21 protein-coding genes and 1 pseudogene are annotated in these 18,973 nt (G+C 58.8%); 4 read left to right on the forward strand and 18 right to left on the reverse strand.

Annotated elements, in window-relative coordinates; all coding sequences use genetic code 11:
* Nucleotides 1-10 precede the first annotated feature (10 nt).
* Genes ACYVB2_RS14195 through ACYVB2_RS14225 form a run of 7 tightly spaced genes read right to left on the reverse strand, consistent with a single transcriptional unit; the run spans nt 11 to nt 5,817 of the window.
* Nucleotides 11-922: an acetaldehyde dehydrogenase (acetylating) gene (locus tag ACYVB2_RS14195; protein WP_382434338.1), complete on the reverse strand. Its 912-nt coding sequence runs from the start codon at nt 920-922 to the stop codon at nt 11-13.
* 19 nt (nt 923-941) lie between these two features.
* The gene (dmpE, locus tag ACYVB2_RS14200; protein ID WP_382434340.1) at nt 942-1,724 is read right to left on the reverse strand and encodes a 2-oxopent-4-enoate hydratase; all 783 of its coding nucleotides are present in this window, start codon (nt 1,722-1,724) and stop codon (nt 942-944) included.
* 7 nt (nt 1,725-1,731) lie between these two features.
* Nucleotides 1,732-2,583: an alpha/beta fold hydrolase gene (locus ACYVB2_RS14205; protein ID WP_382434344.1), complete on the reverse strand. Its 852-nt coding sequence runs from the start codon at nt 2,581-2,583 to the stop codon at nt 1,732-1,734.
* Nucleotides 2,584-2,594: 11 nt separating this feature from the next.
* Nucleotides 2,595-4,049, reverse strand: coding sequence for a 2-hydroxymuconic semialdehyde dehydrogenase (locus ACYVB2_RS14210; protein WP_382434346.1), 1,455 nt, complete (start codon nt 4,047-4,049; stop codon nt 2,595-2,597).
* Between the two features lie 27 nt (nt 4,050-4,076).
* Nucleotides 4,077-4,517, reverse strand: coding sequence for a GlcG/HbpS family heme-binding protein (locus tag ACYVB2_RS14215; protein WP_382434348.1), 441 nt, complete (start codon nt 4,515-4,517; stop codon nt 4,077-4,079).
* Between the two features lie 10 nt (nt 4,518-4,527).
* Nucleotides 4,528-5,454 carry a catechol 2,3-dioxygenase gene (locus ACYVB2_RS14220; RefSeq protein WP_382434350.1) on the reverse strand — a complete coding sequence of 309 codons (927 nt, stop codon included), beginning with the start codon at nt 5,452-5,454 and terminating at the stop codon, nt 4,528-4,530.
* Nucleotides 5,455-5,472: 18 nt separating this feature from the next.
* Entirely contained in the window at nt 5,473-5,817 is a 345-nt protein-coding gene (locus ACYVB2_RS14225) for a 2Fe-2S iron-sulfur cluster binding domain-containing protein (protein ID WP_382434352.1), read from the reverse strand.
* A 285-nt stretch (nt 5,818-6,102) separates the two neighbouring features.
* Between ACYVB2_RS14225 and ACYVB2_RS14230 the strand changes: the two genes are divergently transcribed.
* Nucleotides 6,103-6,864 (forward strand): GntR family transcriptional regulator, encoded by a 762-nt coding sequence (locus ACYVB2_RS14230; protein ID WP_382434354.1) that lies wholly within the window; start codon nt 6,103-6,105, stop codon nt 6,862-6,864.
* A gap of 45 nt (nt 6,865-6,909) precedes the next feature.
* Here the strand turns inward: ACYVB2_RS14230 and ACYVB2_RS14235 are convergent, their stop codons facing one another.
* The 10 genes from ACYVB2_RS14235 to ACYVB2_RS14280 form a co-directional block, all read right to left on the reverse strand.
* Nucleotides 6,910-7,761, reverse strand: a complete 852-nt coding sequence (locus ACYVB2_RS14235) for an HpcH/HpaI aldolase family protein (protein ID WP_382434356.1) — start codon at nt 7,759-7,761, stop codon at nt 6,910-6,912.
* A 91-nt stretch (nt 7,762-7,852) separates the two neighbouring features.
* On the reverse strand, nt 7,853-8,743 hold the full coding sequence (locus ACYVB2_RS14240; RefSeq protein WP_382434357.1) for a SphA family protein: 891 nt from the start codon (nt 8,741-8,743) through the stop codon (nt 7,853-7,855).
* Nucleotides 8,744-8,834: 91 nt separating this feature from the next.
* Entirely contained in the window at nt 8,835-9,779 is a 945-nt protein-coding gene (locus ACYVB2_RS14245) for a catechol 2,3-dioxygenase (RefSeq protein WP_382434359.1), read from the reverse strand.
* A 69-nt stretch (nt 9,780-9,848) separates the two neighbouring features.
* Nucleotides 9,849-10,202, reverse strand: coding sequence for a 2Fe-2S iron-sulfur cluster binding domain-containing protein (locus ACYVB2_RS14250; RefSeq protein ID WP_382434362.1), 354 nt, complete (start codon nt 10,200-10,202; stop codon nt 9,849-9,851).
* A 15-nt stretch (nt 10,203-10,217) separates the two neighbouring features.
* The gene (locus tag ACYVB2_RS14255; protein WP_382434364.1) at nt 10,218-11,282 is read right to left on the reverse strand and encodes an NADH:ubiquinone reductase (Na(+)-transporting) subunit F; all 1,065 of its coding nucleotides are present in this window, start codon (nt 11,280-11,282) and stop codon (nt 10,218-10,220) included.
* Nucleotides 11,283-11,341: 59 nt separating this feature from the next.
* Nucleotides 11,342-11,698, reverse strand: a complete 357-nt coding sequence (locus ACYVB2_RS14260; protein ID WP_382434366.1) for a phenol hydroxylase subunit P4 — start codon at nt 11,696-11,698, stop codon at nt 11,342-11,344.
* The gene (locus ACYVB2_RS14265) at nt 11,699-13,270 is read right to left on the reverse strand and encodes an aromatic/alkene/methane monooxygenase hydroxylase/oxygenase subunit alpha (RefSeq protein WP_382434368.1); all 1,572 of its coding nucleotides are present in this window, start codon (nt 13,268-13,270) and stop codon (nt 11,699-11,701) included.
* A gap of 45 nt (nt 13,271-13,315) precedes the next feature.
* Nucleotides 13,316-13,597, reverse strand: coding sequence for an MmoB/DmpM family protein (locus ACYVB2_RS14270; protein ID WP_382434370.1), 282 nt, complete (start codon nt 13,595-13,597; stop codon nt 13,316-13,318).
* Nucleotides 13,598-13,608: 11 nt separating this feature from the next.
* A complete protein-coding gene (locus ACYVB2_RS14275; RefSeq protein WP_382434372.1) occupies nt 13,609-14,604 on the reverse strand; it encodes a ferritin family protein in 996 nt (331 codons plus the stop codon).
* Nucleotides 14,605-14,618: 14 nt separating this feature from the next.
* Entirely contained in the window at nt 14,619-14,855 is a 237-nt protein-coding gene (locus tag ACYVB2_RS14280) for a phenol hydroxylase subunit (protein ID WP_382434374.1), read from the reverse strand.
* Nucleotides 14,856-15,151: 296 nt separating this feature from the next.
* Here ACYVB2_RS14280 and ACYVB2_RS14285 point away from each other — a divergent pair, with 296 nt between their 5' ends.
* Nucleotides 15,152-16,849 (forward strand): sigma 54-interacting transcriptional regulator, encoded by a 1,698-nt coding sequence (locus tag ACYVB2_RS14285; RefSeq protein WP_460537074.1) that lies wholly within the window; start codon nt 15,152-15,154, stop codon nt 16,847-16,849.
* Between the two features lie 17 nt (nt 16,850-16,866).
* The gene (locus ACYVB2_RS14290) at nt 16,867-17,652 is read left to right on the forward strand and encodes a GntR family transcriptional regulator (protein WP_382434378.1); all 786 of its coding nucleotides are present in this window, start codon (nt 16,867-16,869) and stop codon (nt 17,650-17,652) included.
* Nucleotides 17,653-17,683: 31 nt separating this feature from the next.
* Here the strand turns inward: ACYVB2_RS14290 and ACYVB2_RS14295 are convergent, their stop codons facing one another.
* Nucleotides 17,684-18,523, reverse strand: coding sequence for an SPFH domain-containing protein (locus ACYVB2_RS14295; protein ID WP_382434381.1), 840 nt, complete (start codon nt 18,521-18,523; stop codon nt 17,684-17,686).
* A gap of 245 nt (nt 18,524-18,768) precedes the next feature.
* Between ACYVB2_RS14295 and ACYVB2_RS14300 the strand changes: the two are divergent.
* A pseudogene (locus ACYVB2_RS14300) lies at nt 18,769-18,973 on the forward strand (RNA-guided endonuclease InsQ/TnpB family protein); the annotation flags it as partial.

An 18,973-nucleotide genomic window follows, 5' to 3' on the forward strand; every position in this document is an offset into this window, starting at 1 on the left:
TGGTATCTCCTTAGGCGGCCACGGGGTTGAGGGTCAGGCGGCCTGCAATCATTTCTTCGGCAAACATCTCGGCGGTGCGGGCAGCCGCAGCGGTCATGATGTCGAGGTTGCCAGCGTATTTGGGCAGGTAGTCGCCCAAGCCTTCCACTTCCAAGAAGACCGAGACGCGGTTGCCATCAAACACGGGGCCATTGACCAGACGGTAGCCAGGAACGTACTTTTGCACTTCCTTGATCATGTCGTGGATGGATTGGGTGATGGCGGCTTGATCCGGCTCGCCTTCGGTCAGGCAATGCACGGTGTCGCGCATGATCAGCGGTGGCTCGGCGGGGTTGATGATGATGATGGCCTTGCCTTTTTTAGCGCCACCGACCTTTTCCACTGCGCCAGCGGTGGTGCGGGTGAATTCATCGATATTTTTGCGTGTGCCGGGGCCGACAGAACGGCTGGACACGGTGGCCACGATTTCGCCATAGGCCACGGGCTGCACGCGCGACACAGCAGCCACCATCGGGATGGTGGCTTGGCCGCCGCAGGTGACCATGTTGACGTTCATCTCGCCCTTGCCGACGTGGTCTTTCAGGTTGACCGGGGGCACGCAGTAGGGGCCGATGGCGGCAGGAGTCAAGTCGATCATCAGCGCGCCTTGCTCGTTCACTTTGCGGCTGTTTTCCGCATGGACGTAAGCGCTGGTGGCATCGAACACGATTTGGATGCCGTCGGCCTTCATGTGGGGAATCAGGCCATCCACGCCTTCGGCGGTGGTTTTGAGGCCCATTTCTTTGGCGCGCTTGAGGCCATCGGATTCAGGATCAATACCAACCATCCAGACCGGCTCCAGCACCGGGCTGCGTTGCAGCTTGGCCAGCAAATCCGTACCAATGTTGCCAGGCCCAATCAGGGCACATTTGATTTTTGCCATTGCAGTTCTTTCCAAAAAATCAGACAAAGCGCACCGAGCAACCGCCGATGCCGCCAATGGTCACACGCAGGTTGTCGCCAGCCGTCACGGGCACCATGATGCCCAGCGAACCCGACAACACCACCTCGCCGGCTTCCAGCGCAATGCCGTGCTGGCCCAAGGTATTGGCCAACCAAGCCACGGCGTTGGCCGGGTGGCCCAAGGCGGCTGCGCCCGCGCCGGTGGCGACGATTTCGCCGTTCTTTTCCAGCACCATGCCGCAGGTGGCCAAATCGACATCGCGCGGATCGACCAAACGGTCGCCCAGCACAAACACACCGCAGGAGGCGTTGTCGGCCACGGTGTCTTGGATCTTGATCTTCCAGTCTTGGATGCGCGAGTCGACAATCTCAAAGCAGGCCATCACGCCATCGGTGGCGGCCAGCACATCGGCCGCGGTGATACCGGGGCCTTTGAGGGTCTTTTTCAGCATGAAAGCGATTTCGCCTTCGGCTTTGGGCTGGATCAGGGTGTCGGCCGGAATGGCTTCGCCTTCGTTGTAGACCATGCCGTCGGTCAGCCAGCCAAAATCGGGCTGGTACACGCCCAACATGTTCATCACGGCTTTGCTGGTGACACCAATTTTTTTGCCAATCACGCGCTCGCCTGCACTCAGGCGACGGGCTGTCATGCGTTGTTGCACGGCATAGGCATCGGCAATGGTGATCTCAGGGTGGCGGCTGGTGAGCGGTGCCAAGGTCTTGCGGCCTTGGAGCGCCTCGAACAGCTCATCGCCCAACTCTTGGATCAGTTCAGGGGTCATACAGTCCTCAGGGGTTCAGGGGGGTGGGCTCGGCAGGGCTGGCCTCGGCCAAGAAGTCGCGCACCAGACGGGCAAAACGAGCCGAATGCTCGATTTGTGTCCAGTGGCCGCACTGGCCAAAAACATGCAGTTGCGAGCGGGGAATCCACTGCGACAGCGTCAGCGAAGTGGACAGCGGAATCACTTGGTCATCGCGGCCATGCACAATCAGCACTTGGTGCGGCAAGGCGCGGATGTCGGCCTCGGCGCTGCACATGGCATCGACCCAACGCTGGCGCGGGGCCGGGAACATGGCCGAGAACGATTCTTGAAAGCCGGGGCGGATGCTGGCCTCATAGCGCAGGCGGGCCAGCTCGTCATTGACCAAATTGCGGTCGTAGGCAAACACGTCCATGATGCGGCGCATGTTCTCAAACGAGGGGGTATAGCCCCAGACATCGTCCAGCCCCTTGGTGATGGGGAAGGGCACACCCACGCTGCCCATGAGCACCAAACGGCGCACGCGCTCGGGGTGGCGAATGGTCAAGGCCAGCGCCAGCGCACCACCAAAGGAGTTGCCCACCAAGTCGGTTTTTGCTATGCCCAGCGCATCCAATACCCCCACCGCCTGCGCAACCCAGGCATCCATGTTGTAGGGCTGGCCTTCAGGGCGCTCGGTAAAACCAAAGCCCACCATGTCGGGGGCGATCACGCGGGCTTGCTGCGCCAATTCGGGCATCACCAAACGCCAATTGGCCCAGGCGGAAACGCCGGGGCCAGAGCCGTGGATGAGTAAAACGGGATGGCCGCTGCCAACATCGTGCACATTGGTGCGGATGCCAGCGGCCATGACAGAACCGGCAATTTCCGGGTTGCTCATGGCCTTGCTCCTTAGAGTTTGATACAGACGTTCTTGAGTTCGGTGTAGAACTCCAGCGAATGCACACCGCCTTCACGGCCAATGCCGGATTGCTTGGCACCACCAAAGGGGGTACGCAGGTCGCGCAGGAACCAGCTATTGACCCACGACAGGCCGACCTTCATCTTTTGCGCCACGCGGTGGGCGCGCGAGACATCGCGTGTCCAGATGGCCGTGGCCAAGCCATAGACGTTGTCGTTGGCTTTGGCCAGCACTTCCTCTTCGGTGTCGAAGGGGGCAATGTGGCAGCAGGGGCCAAAGATTTCTTCTTTGATCACGCGGGCGGTTTCGGGCAGGCCCGTCCAGATGGTGGGTTGCACCCAAGCGCCATCCGAAAAGCCAGCGCCCATATTGGGCACGCCACCGCCAGTGACCACGGTTGCGCCTTCTTCTACCGCCAGCTTGTAGTACGACAGCACCTTGGCTTGGTGTTCTTTGCTGATGACGGGGCCGAGTTTGGTATCGGCCTCTTCGGGCAGACCAATCTTCCAGCCTTCAACTTGCTTTTTCAGCTCGGCCACGAATTTGTCAAAAATCGGGCGCTGCACATAGACACGCTCGGTGCCCAAGCACACTTGGCCGCTGTTGACAAAAGCCGAACGCAGCGTGCCTTCGATAGCAGCGTCAAAGTCGGCATCTTCAAAAATGATGGCGGCGTTCTTGCCACCCATTTCCAAGCTCACGGGGCGCGAACCCTTGGCCGCGGCCTTCATGATGATTTCGCCGGTGCGGGTTTCACCAGTGAAGGTGATGGCATCCACGCCGGGGTGGGTGGTGACAAACTCACCCGCCGAATCGGGGCCAAAGCCATGCACCACGTTATAGACACCGGGAGGAATACCCGCTTCGTTCATCACCTCGCCCAGCAGGGCGGCGGTTTGGGGGGTTTCTTCCGAGGGCTTGACCACCACGGTGTTGCCACAAGCCAGCGCCGGGCCGACCTTCCAAGTCATGAGCAGCAACGGCAGGTTCCAAGGGCAAATCACGCCCACCACGCCCACCGGGGTGCGGTAGCCGTAGTTGATGGCGCTCTTGCCATCGGGGGTGGCGGTCTCGAAAAATTCGGTGGCCACATTCTTCACCACATCGGCAAAGACCTTGAAGTTGGCCGCACCACGGGGGATGTCGATATGGCTGGCCAAGCTGCGGGGCTTGCCGGTGTCGGCGCACTCAGCGGCCAAAAACTCGTCAAACCGCTTGTTGATGCCATCGGCCACAGCGTACAGGCGCTCAACACGCTCGGCCACGCTCATCTTGCCCCAAGGGCCATCCAAAGCAGCACGGGCAGCAGCCACCGCAGCGTCCACTTGGGTGCGGCTGGCTTCATGCACATCGGCAATCACCGTGTTGTTCAACGGCGAGTGCTTAGGAAAAGTTTTGTCGCTGGCCTCGTGCTGGCCATTGATGAAGTTCAGTACCTGTTTCATAGAAAATCCTTTTGTCTTGATGGCCAATTACGCCAAGCCCAGCGCGCGCAAACCGGCCCGGGCAATCATTTCGTCTTCTTCCTCACTGCCGCCCGAGACACCAATGCCACCGACCCGGTGGCCGTTGATGACAATGGGCAAACCGCCGCCAAAACCCACAAAGCGCGGACGCAGTGGGATGCCTTGGCGCACCGCCTCGGAGTGCGACTCCAGCGCCTTATGCCAGCGGCTGGTGGGCAGACCAAAACCCACGGCGGTGTAAGCCTTGTCTTTGGCAATATCAATGGAGTGCAAAGGTGCGCCGGGCAGACGCACAAAAGCAGCGGGCAAGCCGCTGCAATCGACTACCGCGATGTTGACCAGCACCCCCATTTCGGCAGCCGCCTCGGCGGCTGCCCCGGCAGCAGCGTGCGCTGCTTGCCAAGACAGGTTGTGCTGCACCACGCTGACAACAAGTTCGGGTGCCATGCTGCTCATCTCAGGTCAATACGCTCAAGAAGGCTTCGTTCAGTTTGCGGTCATGGTAGAAAATGCCACGACCCACTTGGTCCCATGTCCAAGTGATGGGGGTGTGGTCGGGATACCACTGGTAGCCACCGCTGAAGGTTTCCAAGCGGTTGCCCGAGGGGTCAAAGAAGTAAATCGTGGTGCCGCGGGTAATGCCGTGGCGGGTCGGGCCAATGTCAATCGAGACCCGGTTCATCGACATGATGTCAGCGGCGCGCAGCACTTGCTCCCATGTTTCCAGCAAGAAGGAAACATGGTGCAGTTTGTTGTCTTCAGAGTGGCGCACCATGGCAATGTCGTGCGCCTTGTTGGAGCAGGTCAGCCAAGTGGCCAAATCGGTCACGCCGTCTTCGAGTTTGACGCGCTCGACCAAGGTGAAGTCCAGCACCTCTTCAAACAGCTTGCGGTTGCCATCGATATCGCCACCGTAAATCAGGGCGTGGTCCATGCGGATGGGCGAAATACCTTTTTGGTCGGGCAGCCAGGCTTCGGGGTTCATATCGCCCAAGCCATTGCCCACCGAGGTTTTCTCGGCATACAGTTCAATCAGGTGGCCGGTGGGCAGGTGGAAGCGCACGCGCTCGCCCGTTTCCAGCATTTCACCGGCAAGCACACGCTCGGTCACGACACCATACTCACGCAGACGGCCTTCCAAGGTGTTGAGCACGGCGGCGTTTTGCACCTTGAAGCCAAAGCAGTCCATACCGGCACGGTCGGCCTTACGAATGACAAAGCTGTTGTGGTCGCGCTCGTCCCAGCACTTGAAATAGACACGGCCCGATTTGTCGCGGCCCGTTTCTTTCAGACCCAACACTTCGGTATAAAAGTGAACCGATTCGTCCAAGTCCAACACACGCAAAACAGCGTGACCAGGGCGCAAAACACCAGTGATTGCCATGGGGTTTCTCCAGATTTTTCAGGTTGAGGGAACAACAGAGGCGTCTGCGGCCCCAACCAGACGGCAGACGTTCTTTTTCATGGTTCCAAGCACGCGCAAGGTGATGTCACTGGCCGGGCGCACCCGGCACGACAACACCCGGCCCTGCGCTTCGTCTTCGGCGCTCACATGGTCACGGCTCATGACACGCGACACATACTGCCCCTGAACGATTTGCACCTTGCAGACCCCACAGCCCCCATTGCGGCAGCCCACCGGAATCCCCTTCTTACCCAAGGCTTCCATGCCGACCAGCAACGACAACTCGTCGGAGCAGCGGTAGCTTTGCCCGGTTTCTTCGATGGTGATGGTGTAACTGGCCATGAGCGCAGGCTTTCGGGTACAGGTTTTGATGCAAGATGCAGCGGTAAGGCCTGAAATATGCCAGATTCTGGCGTGGATGGAGAAAAAATCTCGAGATTTAAGGGAAAACACCTAGTATGGCAACAGCAAGAATTTCATGCCATTTTTCATAATATGACCCTGCACCAACCCAGAAATACCCCTAAAAATCATCAATGAGAGAGGCTTTGCTTGTCTGTACCATCTTGCAAGGTATGACTTTCTTTCTTTTGGGGTATGTTCACAGCAAAAATATCGAGAATTATCATGAAATCATCCTTAGAGATGGATAGCCCTGTCGCTACCGATAGCGATGCCGGTGCGTCGCGCACCTTGATCGAGCGTGCCTATGCCCAGTTGCGCAATGACATCATTGAAGGGCGGCACCTGCCCGGCGACAAATTGCGCGTCGAGCACCTGAAGCTGCATTACGGCGTGGGTGCGGGCACGCTGCGCGAAGCCATTACCCGACTGGTGAGCGATGCGCTGGTCACGGCCGAGGGCCAGCGAGGCTTTCGCGTCACGCCCATCACGCTGGAGGAGCTGGAAGACATTACCCGGCTGCGCCTGCACATTGAGCTGGAGGCGCTGCGCCAATCGATTCGCCACGGTGGTGCTGCATGGCGCGAGGCGCTGCGCCACAGTTATGAAGCCATGTCGGCCCTGGAGCAGCCCATTCGGCGTGAACACCGGCCCCAGTGGGAAGCCCTGAACATGCGTTTTCATGAGGCACTGCTGTCGGGCCAGCAATCGCCGTGGACGCAAAAGGTGTTGCGCTTGCTGTCGCGCCACAGCGAACGCTACCGCCGCTATACGATGGGCCTGCCCGGTGCTGCGCGCGATGTGCACAGCGAGCACACGGCTATTTTTGAGTCGGCGATGGCCGGGCACGAAGCCCGTGCCGCCTTGGCGCTGGAAGCCCATATCAGAGCCACGCCCGACTTGTTGGCTCAGGCACTGCGCAGCGGCCAAATCACCCTGCCCAGCGGCACCGATGCGGGCCACCATGCCCACATGGCACCCGAATGAGCACCACGGCAGCAGCGTCCGAACAGCACCCCACTCCATCGCGGCTCAGTAACCGCCGCTGGAGGGCCGCGGTGCCGCCATGCCCTGCCGAAAACGCGCTGCCAAAGACTGTGCGGCCAGCGCCAACAAATTGATATCAACCCCCACTGCCACAAACAGCGCCCCCGCATCGAGCCAATGTTGGGCCTGGTCTTCTTGGGTGGACAAAATGCCAGCGGCCTTGCCTGCATGCCGAACACGGGCAATACCATGTGCAATGGCGGCCACCACTTCGGGGTGGTCTACTTGGCCGGGATAACCCATAGAGGTAGACAAATCCACCGGGCCGATAAACACACCATCCACACCCGGCGTGGCCGCAATGGCATCGATATGGCCCAAGCCCTCTACGGTTTCTACCTGCACCAGCAAGCAGGCTTGGTCGTTGGCCTCGTGGATGTAATCGCGGTAACGGTTCCAGCGCGAGGAGCGGGCCAAACCACTGCCCATGCCCCTTGTACCGCTGGGCGGGTAACGCATAGCACGGGCCAGCGTCAGGGCTTGCTCGGGCGTATCGACCATTGGTACGAGCAAGGTTTGCGCACCCAACTCCATGAATTGCTTGACCAATACCGGATCGCCCGAGGGCAAACGCACCACCGGGTGTGGCAAAGCCACCCCCACCGGTAACGTGCTAGCGGCACTGGCAATAGCCTGCAACTGCGCCAGCACGGCCCGCAGGTCATTGGGAGCATGTTCGCCATCGATCAGCAGCCAATCAAAGCCGGTACCCGCCAGCATTTCAGCCAAATAACCGTCTGCCGTAGCCAGCCAAAGACCAATCTGCTGCTGACCTGCCGCAATGGCATGCTTGAAAGCATTGCGGGGAAGGGGAGAAGTCAGGTCGGGTAAGCTCATATCACGCCCATCATCCACGAAGCACACACACACACCAACACCAAGTGGCGGAATGTGCACTCTGTGAACACATTCCGCCGCCCGATGGGCCTCAGAACGCCTTGACCAAGCTCAGACGTACCAAAGAACCCTTGGGCAAAGGAGTGCTGCCTGCTTCAGCACTCAACTCTTTGTACACGGCCCCTTTGAGCGCCAGCCCCGGTGCCACGGGGTATACCAGTTCTCCCCCCAAGGCATGGCGCGAAGACTTATTCAGGCTGGCCCCCACGCCACTGTCATTGCTGGTTTGCCACTGGCTATAGCCCACCAGACCGGCTTGCATGGGGCCAAAAGCCTTGGCCAGTGCCCACTCCACCGTCACCTGATTGCCGTTGCGGAAGCCCGCATCGTTCTTGCCATTGCGCTCAAAACGCATCAGTGCAGCACCAGAAATCGTCTTGGCAGCATCAAAATAGTAGGTCAGGCCACCTGTGAGCATGGTGCTCTTGAAGCCTTTGCCCGGAGAGGCTGGGAAGGTTGTGCTGGCCGAATCCATCCAAACCCCAGCAGCGGCCACGGCATCCCATTGCGCACCATGCCAGCCCAACACCAACGGCCCCACATAAATATCACCCACACCCGAACGGCTGTCGGAGATGCCAGCGGCGTTGATGGTCAGGGAGGTGCGCATCAGTGGCACGATGGCTTCTACGCCATAGTCGGCCCCCAGCACTTTATGGCCGGTCATCCAGACAAAGCGGTTGGCCAGCGCCGTGACGGTGCCACCGTTGTGGCCCGGCAGGTTGTCGCTGCTGCCAGGAGCGCGAAAGCTATTGATGTTGTAGTTGACCAGATAGCCCAAATAATAAAAACCGGGGGGCGGCACGCTGGCTGCTTGGGTGCCTTCCACGCCAGGCACATAGTGGCCTTCAGCCTGTGCGGCCAAAGACGATAAACCAGCCAACAGCACCAGCGCGGCGCTGGCAATTGCATTCTTCTTCATTCTTTGTCTTTCTTTGGAGCAGTCATGCGGGGGACGACCCGCATCGCAGGAAACGTCCCCCACCAAGGCAAGTGCAGGGGAACGGTAGAGCTCAGGTGTAGACGTCGGTGAACGAAGCCACCAACTCGCCCGTGTGGTAAAAAATCCCGCTCCCAAGGCGGTCTTCGCTCCACGTTGTCACGGGGCGGTCGGGCTGGGCCAAGTAGCCCAAACCGGCAAAGGTTTCGTTGCGGTTGCCGCTGGGGTCAAAGAAGTAGATGGTCTCGCCGCGTGTAATGCCGTGGCGGGTTGGGGCCACGTCAATTTTCACTTTCTTCTTCGCCATCACATCCGCCGCCTTGAGCACATCGTGCCAAGAATCCAAGAAGAAGGCGATGTGGTGCAGGCCATTGACCGGGCCACCCACAAAGGCGATGTCGTGCGGCGTGCTGGTGCGCGCCATCCAAGTGGCTGCCTGCATATTGCCTTCGGGGCCGACCAGAATTTGCTCGGTCAGGAAGAAGTCCAAGCACTCCTTCATGAAACGGGTGTTTTCTTCTACCTTGTTGATGCCCGCTTCGGGGTTCATCTCACACATCAGCAGGCAGTGGTCTAGCCAGTGTGCGCCAGCACCGCGGATGCCATCGGGCCACGGGTCGGGGTTGAGCGTACCCACATCCGTGCCGACGTATTCTTTCATGGCATACAGGCGCATCTCGTGGCCGCTGGGCAGGTTGAACTGCAACATGCGCCCGGTAGAAGGCAACGCACCTTCTTCCAGCCATTGGGTTTTAGTGCCCCAAGCCTCAATGCGGGTTTTCAACGCGTCCAGATCGGCATCGTCTTGCACTTTGAAGGCCACATGGTTGATACCGGCGCGGTCGCTCGGGGTCAGGATCAGGGAGTATTTGTCCCACTCGTCCCAGCACTTCAAATAGACGTTGCCCGCGTTGTCCTTCATCATGGTTTTCAGGCCCAACACTTCTTCGTAATGCTTGACGGCGGCATCCACGTCCATGACGCGAATACTGATATGCCCAATTCGTAGAACACCCATTGCATGTCTCCTTGTGGTTAGTGATGAAATCGTTGCTTATCTATCGTGGGGAAATCAAGACGGTGGCACTCAGGCTGCTGCTGCCGCAGGCGCACCCAGTGCGCGGCGCAAAAAGGGCTTGCGCAGTAGCGGTGTCACTTCTAGGCGCACCGGCTCTAGGGGGGCCACACGGCAGGCCAAGGTGTAGCCTTGGGCCTCTTCGGCTTGGCTGACATGGGCGCGGCTGATCGGCCCCAGTGGCCGCACCGCCCCCTCCAGAATGCGGACTTTGCAGACACCACAGCCGCCATTGACACAACCCACCGGAATACCCTTGCGCCCTAGGCGCAACATGCCCGTGAGCAGGTTCTCGTGTGGAAAACAGTCAAAGCTGTCTTCGGTTTGCGCGACCGTGATACGCAAGGGGGAAGCTGGCGCAGTCATGGATACATCGCCTGTTTAGATGCTGCGAAACAGCGGACTGCGCGTTTTTTGCGCATCCGCCGCCGAGAGGAACTTCTCGGTATAAATGTCGCGCTCAAACAAGCGCCCTTGCATCAGCGTGCCAATGCAGGCTTCAATCATGGGCGGCGGGCCACACAGGTAGGCTTTGAGCCCAGAGAAGTTGCCATTGAAATGCGCTTTGGCGGCATCGTGTACGTAGCCGCGTGCGCCGGGCCATTCTGTGCCTTCGGGCACTTCCGACAGCACGGGCACATAGGTAAAGTGGGGGTGTTGTGCCGCCAGCGCCCGAAACTCTGCGTCGTAATAGAGTTCTTCTAACGAGCGTTGTCCATACACCAGCGTGATGGGTTGGGTGCAGCCTTGGGCCAGCAATTCCAAAATCATGGAGCGCGGGCTGGACAAGCCAGAGCCACCAGCCATAAACACCATCGGCAATTGGGCCGACTGGCGCACAAAGAAGCGACCATAGGGGCCGGTGATTTGCACCTTGTCGCCTTCGTGCAGCGATTGATGCAACCACGTCGTACCCGCACCGCCGGGCACCAAGCGCACATTGAGTTCAATCTCGCTGCTTTGGCCATTCGCATCAGGGGCGTTGGCAATCGAGAAGGCGCGTCCGCCTTCCACACCCGGAATTTGCACCTGCACATACTGCCCGGCCTGAAAGCGAATCGGCTGGTTCAGGCGCAAATGCAGTGCCTTGATGGTGGGGGTGAGCTGCTCAATCCGGGCCACAGTGGCGGTAAAGTCGCGCACCGGAATCACTTGGGCATCGGGTTCATCTTCAATATCGGCCTCGATGGTGGCATCGGACTGCAAAGTGGCGCAACAGGCCAACGTTTTGCCATCATCGCGCTCCATCTCCATCAGTGCAAAGGGGTTGGCTGCACCGTGGTCTACCTCGCCATCGGTCACTTGCACCTTGCAGGTGCCACACAGGCCATGCCCACAGGCATGGGGAATGTAGATGCCTTGGCGCAGGGCGGCATCGAGCAAGGTTTGGCCTTCTTCCACCTCAATGGTGGTGCCCAAGGGTTCGATGGTGAGTTGGTAGCTCATAACAGTATCTCCGCTGCCGGGCGCAGCAACGCGCCCGGCAGCCATTCAGGGGTCAAAGGTCAGCTGCAAGTGCCTGCAATACCGGTCAGACCGGGGGTACGGAAACGAATCACGTCTTTGTGTTTCAGTCCGTTCTCTTGCAAGGACTTGGCCGGGTCGGGTGTCCAAGGCTGGCCCGACTTGAACCACTGCACTTGCGTCCAGTCGATCTTGGCAAAGTCAGGGTGGTAGCCATAAACACCGGGCAGCACCGCTTGGGCCAGCGCACCAAACGGGGTCTCGGGCGGCAGGGGCAGGGCCACGGGGGCACAAATCAACAGGTGGTCTTCCCAACCGATATAGAGCAGGGGCGCAGGAAAGTTCTCGCGCACGTCCTTGGCTGGAAAGTTGTAGGGTTTAACCGCAACGACGCTCATTTATTTGGCTCCTTGGTCTGCTGCACCGGGCAGTTCTTCACCGCGCCACGCTGCAAAGTTCTTCTGGTCTTCCGACCCTTCAAAATCGAAGTTATCCCGGCCCACATTCAGTTGGTACCACTGCAACACGGCCATCAGCGGGTCAAAGCCTTCGGCAGTCGGGTCGGTGCCTTCAGGGAAGCAGTTGCCTTGGTAGATTTGGTGTACTGGCAGCCACGACTGGATGTACTTTTCTGGCTCGTGCTCAAACACATCCTTACAGCCATCGCTACAGAAGTGGTACTTGTCGCCTTGGTACTCGGTCTCGCGGTAGCAAATCTTGGTCGGGTCGCCCGGCTCGGTAAACACCATCGGGATTTGGCAAGTGGTACACAGCATGGGCAGCGTCTTGTTGTAGAAGCGGTTGCCTTGCTCTTGCTGCTCGCGCAGGTGCTCCAGACGGGGACGGTAGTATTTGTCGAAGGTGTCGGGGTACTTCTCCGACAGCCACTGCATTTCCTCTTCCTTGGGAATCCAAGTGTGGAAGGGTGCGGCAGCGCAGTAGTTGTAGAAGGTGTTCCACGCTTGGTGGCTGATATGGTCTTTGCCTTCGCAGGCTTGTTCCCAACCCTTGGGTGGACGGATGCCATAGCGGGCCAAGTCGCGGAACAGTGCGCCGCCGTTTTGCTCGGCGTACATCTCCCAGGCTTCTTTCCAGCTCATCACGCGCTTGGGCAGCATGTAGTCTTGCATCATCGCCACCAGCGTCAGCACGCGGTAGCCGCGCCAGAACCATTTATCAATCCAACGCTGCACAATCGGCACGTTGTCGGGGTCTTGCTCCAGCATGAACTTGATGCACTCAATGCCCAAGGTCATGTGGCGCGATTCGTCCGACTGGGCCGAGAAACCAAAAGTCACGGTGGACATATCGCCGTTGTGCGCTGCACCGCTCATGAAGGGCACAAACAGCAGGTTGGTCAGCACATACTCAAACGAGAAGCTCACAGCGGTGAGGAACTCGAACGGGCCGCCGCTCAGGGCATCTTCAAAGAACGACTTGGGCACTGACAGGTACCAGACGCGGTCAAACCAGTGGTTCGACTTGTGCATGCCGTTGAAGTACTTGTTGTAGTGCGACAGGGCATGGGTTTCGGTTTGGAAGTGGCGCAGCTCGTCCACCGCCTGCATTTGCGAGGCCACCCGGGCCCCTGCGCCGGTAAAGTGGCGGCCCACATGGGCAAAGCCCCGGTGCGCGTAATACTCCAGCGGCACCACGCCTTGAATGAACAGCTTGAGCGCGTTCACATAGCGGGCATCCGAGATGCTCAACTGGCCGTTGTTTTGGGCAAAAGCCTCAATCACGGCATAGAGCTTTTTCTCTTTTTCGCCTTGGTACTTCCAGTAGGCATCCATGGTCAGGCGGAAGGGGTCTTCCCACTTGTCCCAATCATGGATTTTGATGCCTTCGTACTTGTCGAAGGGGAACACTTTGTCCATCGGCTGGTAGCTGGTGTCCCAAGCCAAATCGCGCGTCATGGCGATATAGCGTTCTTTCAGGCCGAGTTTCTTTTTGGTAACGGGTGCGTCCACGGTGTTGTCTCCTGGGGGTGCGGCAATAGGGGGATGGCAGCTGCTTTAGCGCAGCCAGCTCAGCGACAGCTCATCGTCGTCTTCGTTGATGTGGCCCGACAGCGTCACCAGATTGACGTGAATCTGTTGCAGGTCAAAACGCTGGCCAGTTTGCTCTTCAATGGTCTCGCGGCGCACCACCAAGCGGCCGGGAGCATCGATCTTGACCAAGCCGGGCGAATGCACGGCGGTGGCTTCGGGGTTGTCGGCCAAGATGGCATCGACAATCGGGCGCGACTCTTCGTTGTCTTGGAAGGCAATAAAGACTTTAGAAACGGTTTCGGTCATCGCAAACTTTCTTACAGAGTCAGACCAGCCTTGCGGGCACGGGCATTGAGGGTTTCGCGCACAGCCAACAAGGCCTCGGCCCCGGCAGCACCCAAGGCCATCTCGGCCACCGGGGCCAGTGCGGCTTGGGCTTGGTCGGCGTAGCGTTGGAACCAGCCACTGATCAGCGATTGGTTGTCGGCGTTTTCGGCGGCAGCCACCTTGACCACGGCATCCACCCAACGGTTGGCTTCGGCATGCCACTCGGGCATAAAGGCAGTGAGCATGGCCACGGCGGTGCCACCTTGCACGGCCAAGTGGTCATCGACAAAATGGCTGTAAATCAGCGGGAACACCATGCCATCGAGGGCCAAGTTTTGTGCCACAAACAGCTCAAACGGGTCGTTAATTACCAAGGTGTCTTCGACCAAGCGGCGCAGCACTTGCCAGCGTGGGTCTTGCAGCCAGGCGTTTTTGCCTGCCTCTAGCGCACCGGGCTCGCCCAGCGCCAACCCCAAGCGGGTCAGGTACTGGGCCACACCCAACTGATCCATGGCTTGGAACATGGCCGGAGCAGTAAAGGCCGTGCCATAACCCCGCGAGCAGATGGTGCAGTTGTTCATGTTGGCCCCCCAAGCCACATGGCGCAGGGGCATCAGCACTTCTACCGTTTTGGCCCGCAGGGCATCGCTCGTTTTGGCGATCAGGTTGCGCGATTCGACAAACTGGTAGTTCGATTCCATCGCCTCTTGCTGGCGTGCGCGGGCCATCGTCCAGTTGGCGTAGTAATACTGGCGCGGGTCGCGCAGGGCATCCCAATCAGCCATTTGCACCGCAGTGCGGCCTTTGTCAAACAACTCAAACTCTGGCTCCCACGTAGGACGGTAGTGGAAGTTGGCCGTGGGTTGCACCCCCAGCGTCGCCTCTTGGTAGCGCGAGGCTGGCTTGTTGTCGCCGGTGTAGGCGGCCACGCGGGCAAAGGTGTTACGCAGCGGCTTGATCTCTCGCGCTTGCAGGTCGATGTTCATCTTGCTTTGTCTCCTCAAACAGGGGTGGAAACCGGGGTGGCCGCGCCATCGTCCAAGCGATGCACTTGGTTGGCACGGCAAAAAGCCTCAAAGGCCGGCCGGGGCAGCATCAGCTCAACCGCCAATTCGGGCCAACCGATAGAAAACTCAAACTCCACCAAACCGTTGCTACGGGTTTGCAGCACACGCACAAACCGGCGCGAGACATCGCAAGCGATGGCATCGGAGGTGGCTGGCTCGGGGGTGGTCATGTACGGACTCCTTGGGGTGTTGGGCTGTCTGCTCTTGCTATTGCAGAAGCCATGCCACGCCATGCCAAAAACCAAAAAATCTCGATAAAACGAGGGTTTGTCCTTAGAAAAATCGATAGTTTTCTGGCACGGTTGGGGGGCGGTGCGAGCCCCCTATTCACCACATGAAAAATGTTGCGCTGCAGTATGATGATTTGGTGAAAATAAGCTTATTCCGGTTGCTTATTTGATGAATTGGCATTTCTTTCAGGGTTTACCCGGTTCTGCTTCGTTGCCAATTTATCGATAGTTTGTCCATGCCCGCCCCCCAAAACCTTGCTCTTCCCTCGGATGCCGACCTGCGTCGGTTGGTGCATTTTTCGGCGGGGGATGGCCGCATTTGGCTGTCGGGCCAACGCATGGTGCTGGTGCATGCCGCTGCGCTGCACGCCCTACGGCGCGAATTGATCAACACCTTGGGGCCAGCGCAAACCCGTCGCCTACTGTTGCGGGCTGGTTACGCCTCGGGCGAGCGCGATGCCCTGTTGGCCCATCAAGTGCGCACCGGTGCCAGTGTGTTTGAGATGTTTGCCGTGGGCCTGCAACTGCACATGCTGGAAGGGGCGGTGCAAGTCACCACCGAAACCTTTGAAATCGACGAGGCCGGTGGGCATTTTCTGGGTCAATTCCGTTGGGAACACAGTTGGGAGGTCGAGGCCCAATTGCGCGACTTCGGCCCACAAGAAGAACCCACCTGTTGGATGCTGCTCGGCTACGCTTCGGGCTATACCAGCGCGTTTTTTAAGCGTTCGGTGCTGTTCAAAGAGGTGCAATGCGCCGCCTGCGGCCACCCGCATTGCCGCATCGAAGGCCGTTTTGCCGAAGAGTGGCCCGATGCCGAAGTGATGGCGCGCGATTACAACCCCGACTCAGTGCTGTTGCAACTGGACGAATTGCAATCCCAAGTCCACAACCTGCGCACACAACTAGAGCAACCCGCCGACGACTTGGGGCGCATCATTGGGCGTTCGCGCGCTTTTGAGCAAACCGTGGCCCTGCTGCGCAAAGCCGCCGCCACCGATGTGACGGTGCTGCTCACGGGCGAGACGGGCGTGGGCAAAGAACGCTTTGCGCGCGCGTTGCACGCGATGGGGGCACGGGCCGATAAACCGTTTGTGGCTGTCAACTGCGCCGCCTTGCCCGCCGAACTGATAGAGAGCGAACTGTTTGGTGCAGAAAAAGGCGCTTACACCGGCGCTTCGGCCTTGCGCATTGGCCGCTTTGAACGTGCCCACGGCGGCACGCTGCTGCTGGACGAACTGGGCGAAATACCCCTGCCTGTGCAAGCCAAACTGCTGCGCGTGTTACAAACCGGCGAGATAGAACGCCTGGGCGGCCATGAGGCCCGGCGCGTGGATGTGCGCGTGGTGGCCGCGACCAATGTGGATTTGGAAAAAGCGGTAGAAGAAGGCCGCTTTCGGCGCGACTTGCTCTACCGGCTCAATGTCTATCCGATTCGCATCCCATCGTTGCGTGAACGGGGCGACGACATCGAACTCATTGCCCTGTACCTGCTGCAAAAATACGCGGTGCGCCACGGCAAACGCTTGGCCGGTTTTACCGACCGGGCGCTACTGGCTATGCGCGCCCACCGCTGGCCGGGCAATGTACGCGAGCTCGAAAACCTGATCGAGCGCGGCGTGATTCTCACGCCCTCAGACGAAAGCGTAGATGCCGACGTGCTGTTTCCACACATTACCGTGCAAGCCGGGGCCACCGTGAATGCACGCGGCGCTTTGGAGCGCACTGTGGCAGCACCAGCGGCCCAATCGGCCCAACTTTACGATACCCTGCTGCACAGCGGCCTGTCTTTAGAAGTGCTAGAAGACACCCTGATCCGCGAGGCCGTGGCCCGCGCCGGGGGCAACCTGTCTGCCGCTGCACGCACCTTGGGCCTGACACGGCCCCAACTGAGCTACCGGCTGTCGCGCCTGAACGAACGCGCCCCGTCCTGATACTTCTGGATGTGCTGATGGCCAAACGTGCATTTTTCCTTCCCGATATCTCCCACGAACTGCCCGACGATGGCAGCGACCCTTCGCGCACCCTGACCGAGCAAACCTACAACCGACTGCGCCAAGCCATCATCGAGGGCCAACTGCCCCCCGGCAGCAAACTGCGCATCGAACACCTGCGCCAGCAGTATGGCGTGGGCGCAGGCACGCTGCGCGAAGCCGTCACCCGCTTGGTCAGCGATGCCTTGGTCACTGCCGAAGGGCAACGCGGGTTTCGCGTCACCCCCATTGCGATGGAAGACTTGGAAGAACTGACACGCCTGCGCGTGTTGATTGAAACCGAGGGCTTGCGCCAGTCCATGCGCTATGGTGGTGAGGCTTGGCGGCAAGCCTTGCACAGCAGCTATGCCGCCCTGAGTGCCGTTGATTACCCCATTCGCGCCGAGCAGCGCCCCCACTGGGAGGCACTGAATGTGCGTTTTCATGAAGCACTGCTCAATGGCCGCCCATCGGCCTGGACGCAAAAGGTATTGCGCCTGCTCTCACGCCACAGCGAACGCTACCGACGCTACGCGATGGGCCTGCCGGGCTTGCTGCGCGATGTTCATGCCGAACACCGCGAAATCTACGAGCTCGCCTTGGCTGGGCAGGAAGCCCGAGCGGCGCTGGCACTGGAAGCGCATATTTGCACCACCCCCCACCTGCTCCTGCAAGCCTTGCGCGATGGCCGATTGGTGCTGCCCAACGCGCACGATGAAGTGGCTCTTATGCCAGAACCGCTACACCCGCCACTGGCAGAATGAACAACTGCGTGGGGCCAGCCCCTCAATCCCCTTAATTTTTAGCCCCCACATTGACCATGCCACGGAAATCCATCGGCACCACAATGGTGTTGACTTTGCCTGCGGCGATACCCTCGGCAATTTTCAATTGGGCCTGTGCCTGCATATAAGCAATGCTTTGCGCACTATTCACAGCCAACGCAGCCATGCGCTCAGACTCCTTCTTTGCAATTTCTACTTCTGTCTCTTTGACACGCAATTCGTTTTGAGCCCGTACATACTCCGTGGCCGATCGCAAAATATCAGCATTGGGCTGCACATTACGAATCTGCACCACAGTAATATGAATAGCGTTTTCTAACTTTTCAGAAGCCAACTGTTCTGCCACATGCTGGCGTATTTCTTGTTCCAACTTAGATCGATTGTCAGCCACTTCTAACGCTTTGTATTGGCGTATGGCTTTGTAGGCTGCATTATTTACCAGCGTACCCACATAGTTATACATCAGCAACCAATCACCATCGCTAATTTGGTGAAATGATTTGGCTTTTTTTGAATAAAGCTCTGCCACCGAACCGGGGTTAATCTCATAAACCACCGACATATCAAAATCTGCCAAAGCACTGTTATCTGCCGTGAGAGGGGTTTTATTGTCGAGTGAAATCGTAATATCACGCACCGGAAATGTCAAAATCGTACCAATCAGATTTTGATTCCAACTACCCGGCAGCAATTCTCCGGGTTGCACCTCTCTAGAAAAATTAACCCTGACTCCCACCTCGCCCGTTTTAATGCGCGTAAAACTGTTGAACCCGAAGATCGCCACAGGAACCAGAAGCAAAATAGGGATGATTTTGTTGCGCATGGATTTGATGGCTTGCGTAGGCTGCATGTTTGATCTCCTTCAAATTTTCACCCGCCTCAAGGCAGAAAACCCCTAGCGCACCAGCCACAAGCATGGTGCTTGTGGCTGCGCACCCCGGTGGGCTCACTATGCGCTGGGGTCTGGAGACTTTAGCGCGCCCCGTGTCCTCACCCTAGAGAAAAAACACGTCCGCACTGCAAAACATTCATCACCCGGTGCGCGGGAAGCCCCGGAGTTCAGTCCGGGGTTGAGAGCAATCCATAATCTACGTCATGGACTGCACCAAAACCCTGCGTCTGCGCATCAAAGACAAGCACGCCAAAGTGCTGGTGTTGATGGCGCGTGAGGTCAATCAGGTCTGGAATTTTTGCAACGAAACCAGCCACCGCGCCATCCGCGAGCGCCACCAATGGCTCTCGGGCTACGACCTGCAAAAGCTGACCAACGGTTTCAGCCAGTGCGATGGCATACACATCG

This window comes from Giesbergeria giesbergeri (genome assembly GCF_054779375.1).

What these genes read in the sequence shown, in the direction of transcription:
- ACYVB2_RS14195 (WP_382434338.1), bottom strand. Translation starts at nt 922, where the DNA reads ATGGCAAAAATCAAATGTGCCCTGATTGGGCCTGGCAACATTGGTACG.
- ACYVB2_RS14240 (WP_382434357.1), bottom strand. Translation starts at nt 8,743, where the DNA reads ATGAAGAAGAATGCAATTGCCAGCGCCGCGCTGGTGCTGTTGGCTGGT.
- ACYVB2_RS14285 (WP_460537074.1), top strand. Translation starts at nt 15,152, where the DNA reads ATGCCCGCCCCCCAAAACCTTGCTCTTCCCTCGGATGCCGACCTGCGT.
- ACYVB2_RS14255 (WP_382434364.1), bottom strand. Translation starts at nt 11,282, where the DNA reads ATGAGCTACCAACTCACCATCGAACCCTTGGGCACCACCATTGAGGTG.
- ACYVB2_RS14260 (WP_382434366.1), bottom strand. Translation starts at nt 11,698, where the DNA reads ATGAGCGTCGTTGCGGTTAAACCCTACAACTTTCCAGCCAAGGACGTG.
- ACYVB2_RS14220 (WP_382434350.1), bottom strand. Translation starts at nt 5,454, where the DNA reads ATGGCAATCACTGGTGTTTTGCGCCCTGGTCACGCTGTTTTGCGTGTG.
- ACYVB2_RS14225 (WP_382434352.1), bottom strand. Translation starts at nt 5,817, where the DNA reads ATGGCCAGTTACACCATCACCATCGAAGAAACCGGGCAAAGCTACCGC.
- ACYVB2_RS14245 (WP_382434359.1), bottom strand. Translation starts at nt 9,779, where the DNA reads ATGGGTGTTCTACGAATTGGGCATATCAGTATTCGCGTCATGGACGTG.
- ACYVB2_RS14205 (WP_382434344.1), bottom strand. Translation starts at nt 2,583, where the DNA reads ATGAGCAACCCGGAAATTGCCGGTTCTGTCATGGCCGCTGGCATCCGC.
- ACYVB2_RS14210 (WP_382434346.1), bottom strand. Translation starts at nt 4,049, where the DNA reads ATGAAACAGGTACTGAACTTCATCAATGGCCAGCACGAGGCCAGCGAC.
- ACYVB2_RS14230 (WP_382434354.1), top strand. Translation starts at nt 6,103, where the DNA reads ATGAAATCATCCTTAGAGATGGATAGCCCTGTCGCTACCGATAGCGAT.
- ACYVB2_RS14235 (WP_382434356.1), bottom strand. Translation starts at nt 7,761, where the DNA reads ATGAGCTTACCCGACCTGACTTCTCCCCTTCCCCGCAATGCTTTCAAG.
- ACYVB2_RS14250 (WP_382434362.1), bottom strand. Translation starts at nt 10,202, where the DNA reads ATGACTGCGCCAGCTTCCCCCTTGCGTATCACGGTCGCGCAAACCGAA.
- ACYVB2_RS14290 (WP_382434378.1), top strand. Translation starts at nt 16,867, where the DNA reads ATGGCCAAACGTGCATTTTTCCTTCCCGATATCTCCCACGAACTGCCC.
- ACYVB2_RS14215 (WP_382434348.1), bottom strand. Translation starts at nt 4,517, where the DNA reads ATGGCACCCGAACTTGTTGTCAGCGTGGTGCAGCACAACCTGTCTTGG.
- ACYVB2_RS14280 (WP_382434374.1), bottom strand. Translation starts at nt 14,855, where the DNA reads ATGACCACCCCCGAGCCAGCCACCTCCGATGCCATCGCTTGCGATGTC.
- ACYVB2_RS14295 (WP_382434381.1), bottom strand. Translation starts at nt 18,523, where the DNA reads ATGCAGCCTACGCAAGCCATCAAATCCATGCGCAACAAAATCATCCCT.
- dmpE (WP_382434340.1), bottom strand. Translation starts at nt 1,724, where the DNA reads ATGACCCCTGAACTGATCCAAGAGTTGGGCGATGAGCTGTTCGAGGCG.
- ACYVB2_RS14270 (WP_382434370.1), bottom strand. Translation starts at nt 13,597, where the DNA reads ATGACCGAAACCGTTTCTAAAGTCTTTATTGCCTTCCAAGACAACGAA.
- ACYVB2_RS14275 (WP_382434372.1), bottom strand. Translation starts at nt 14,604, where the DNA reads ATGAACATCGACCTGCAAGCGCGAGAGATCAAGCCGCTGCGTAACACC.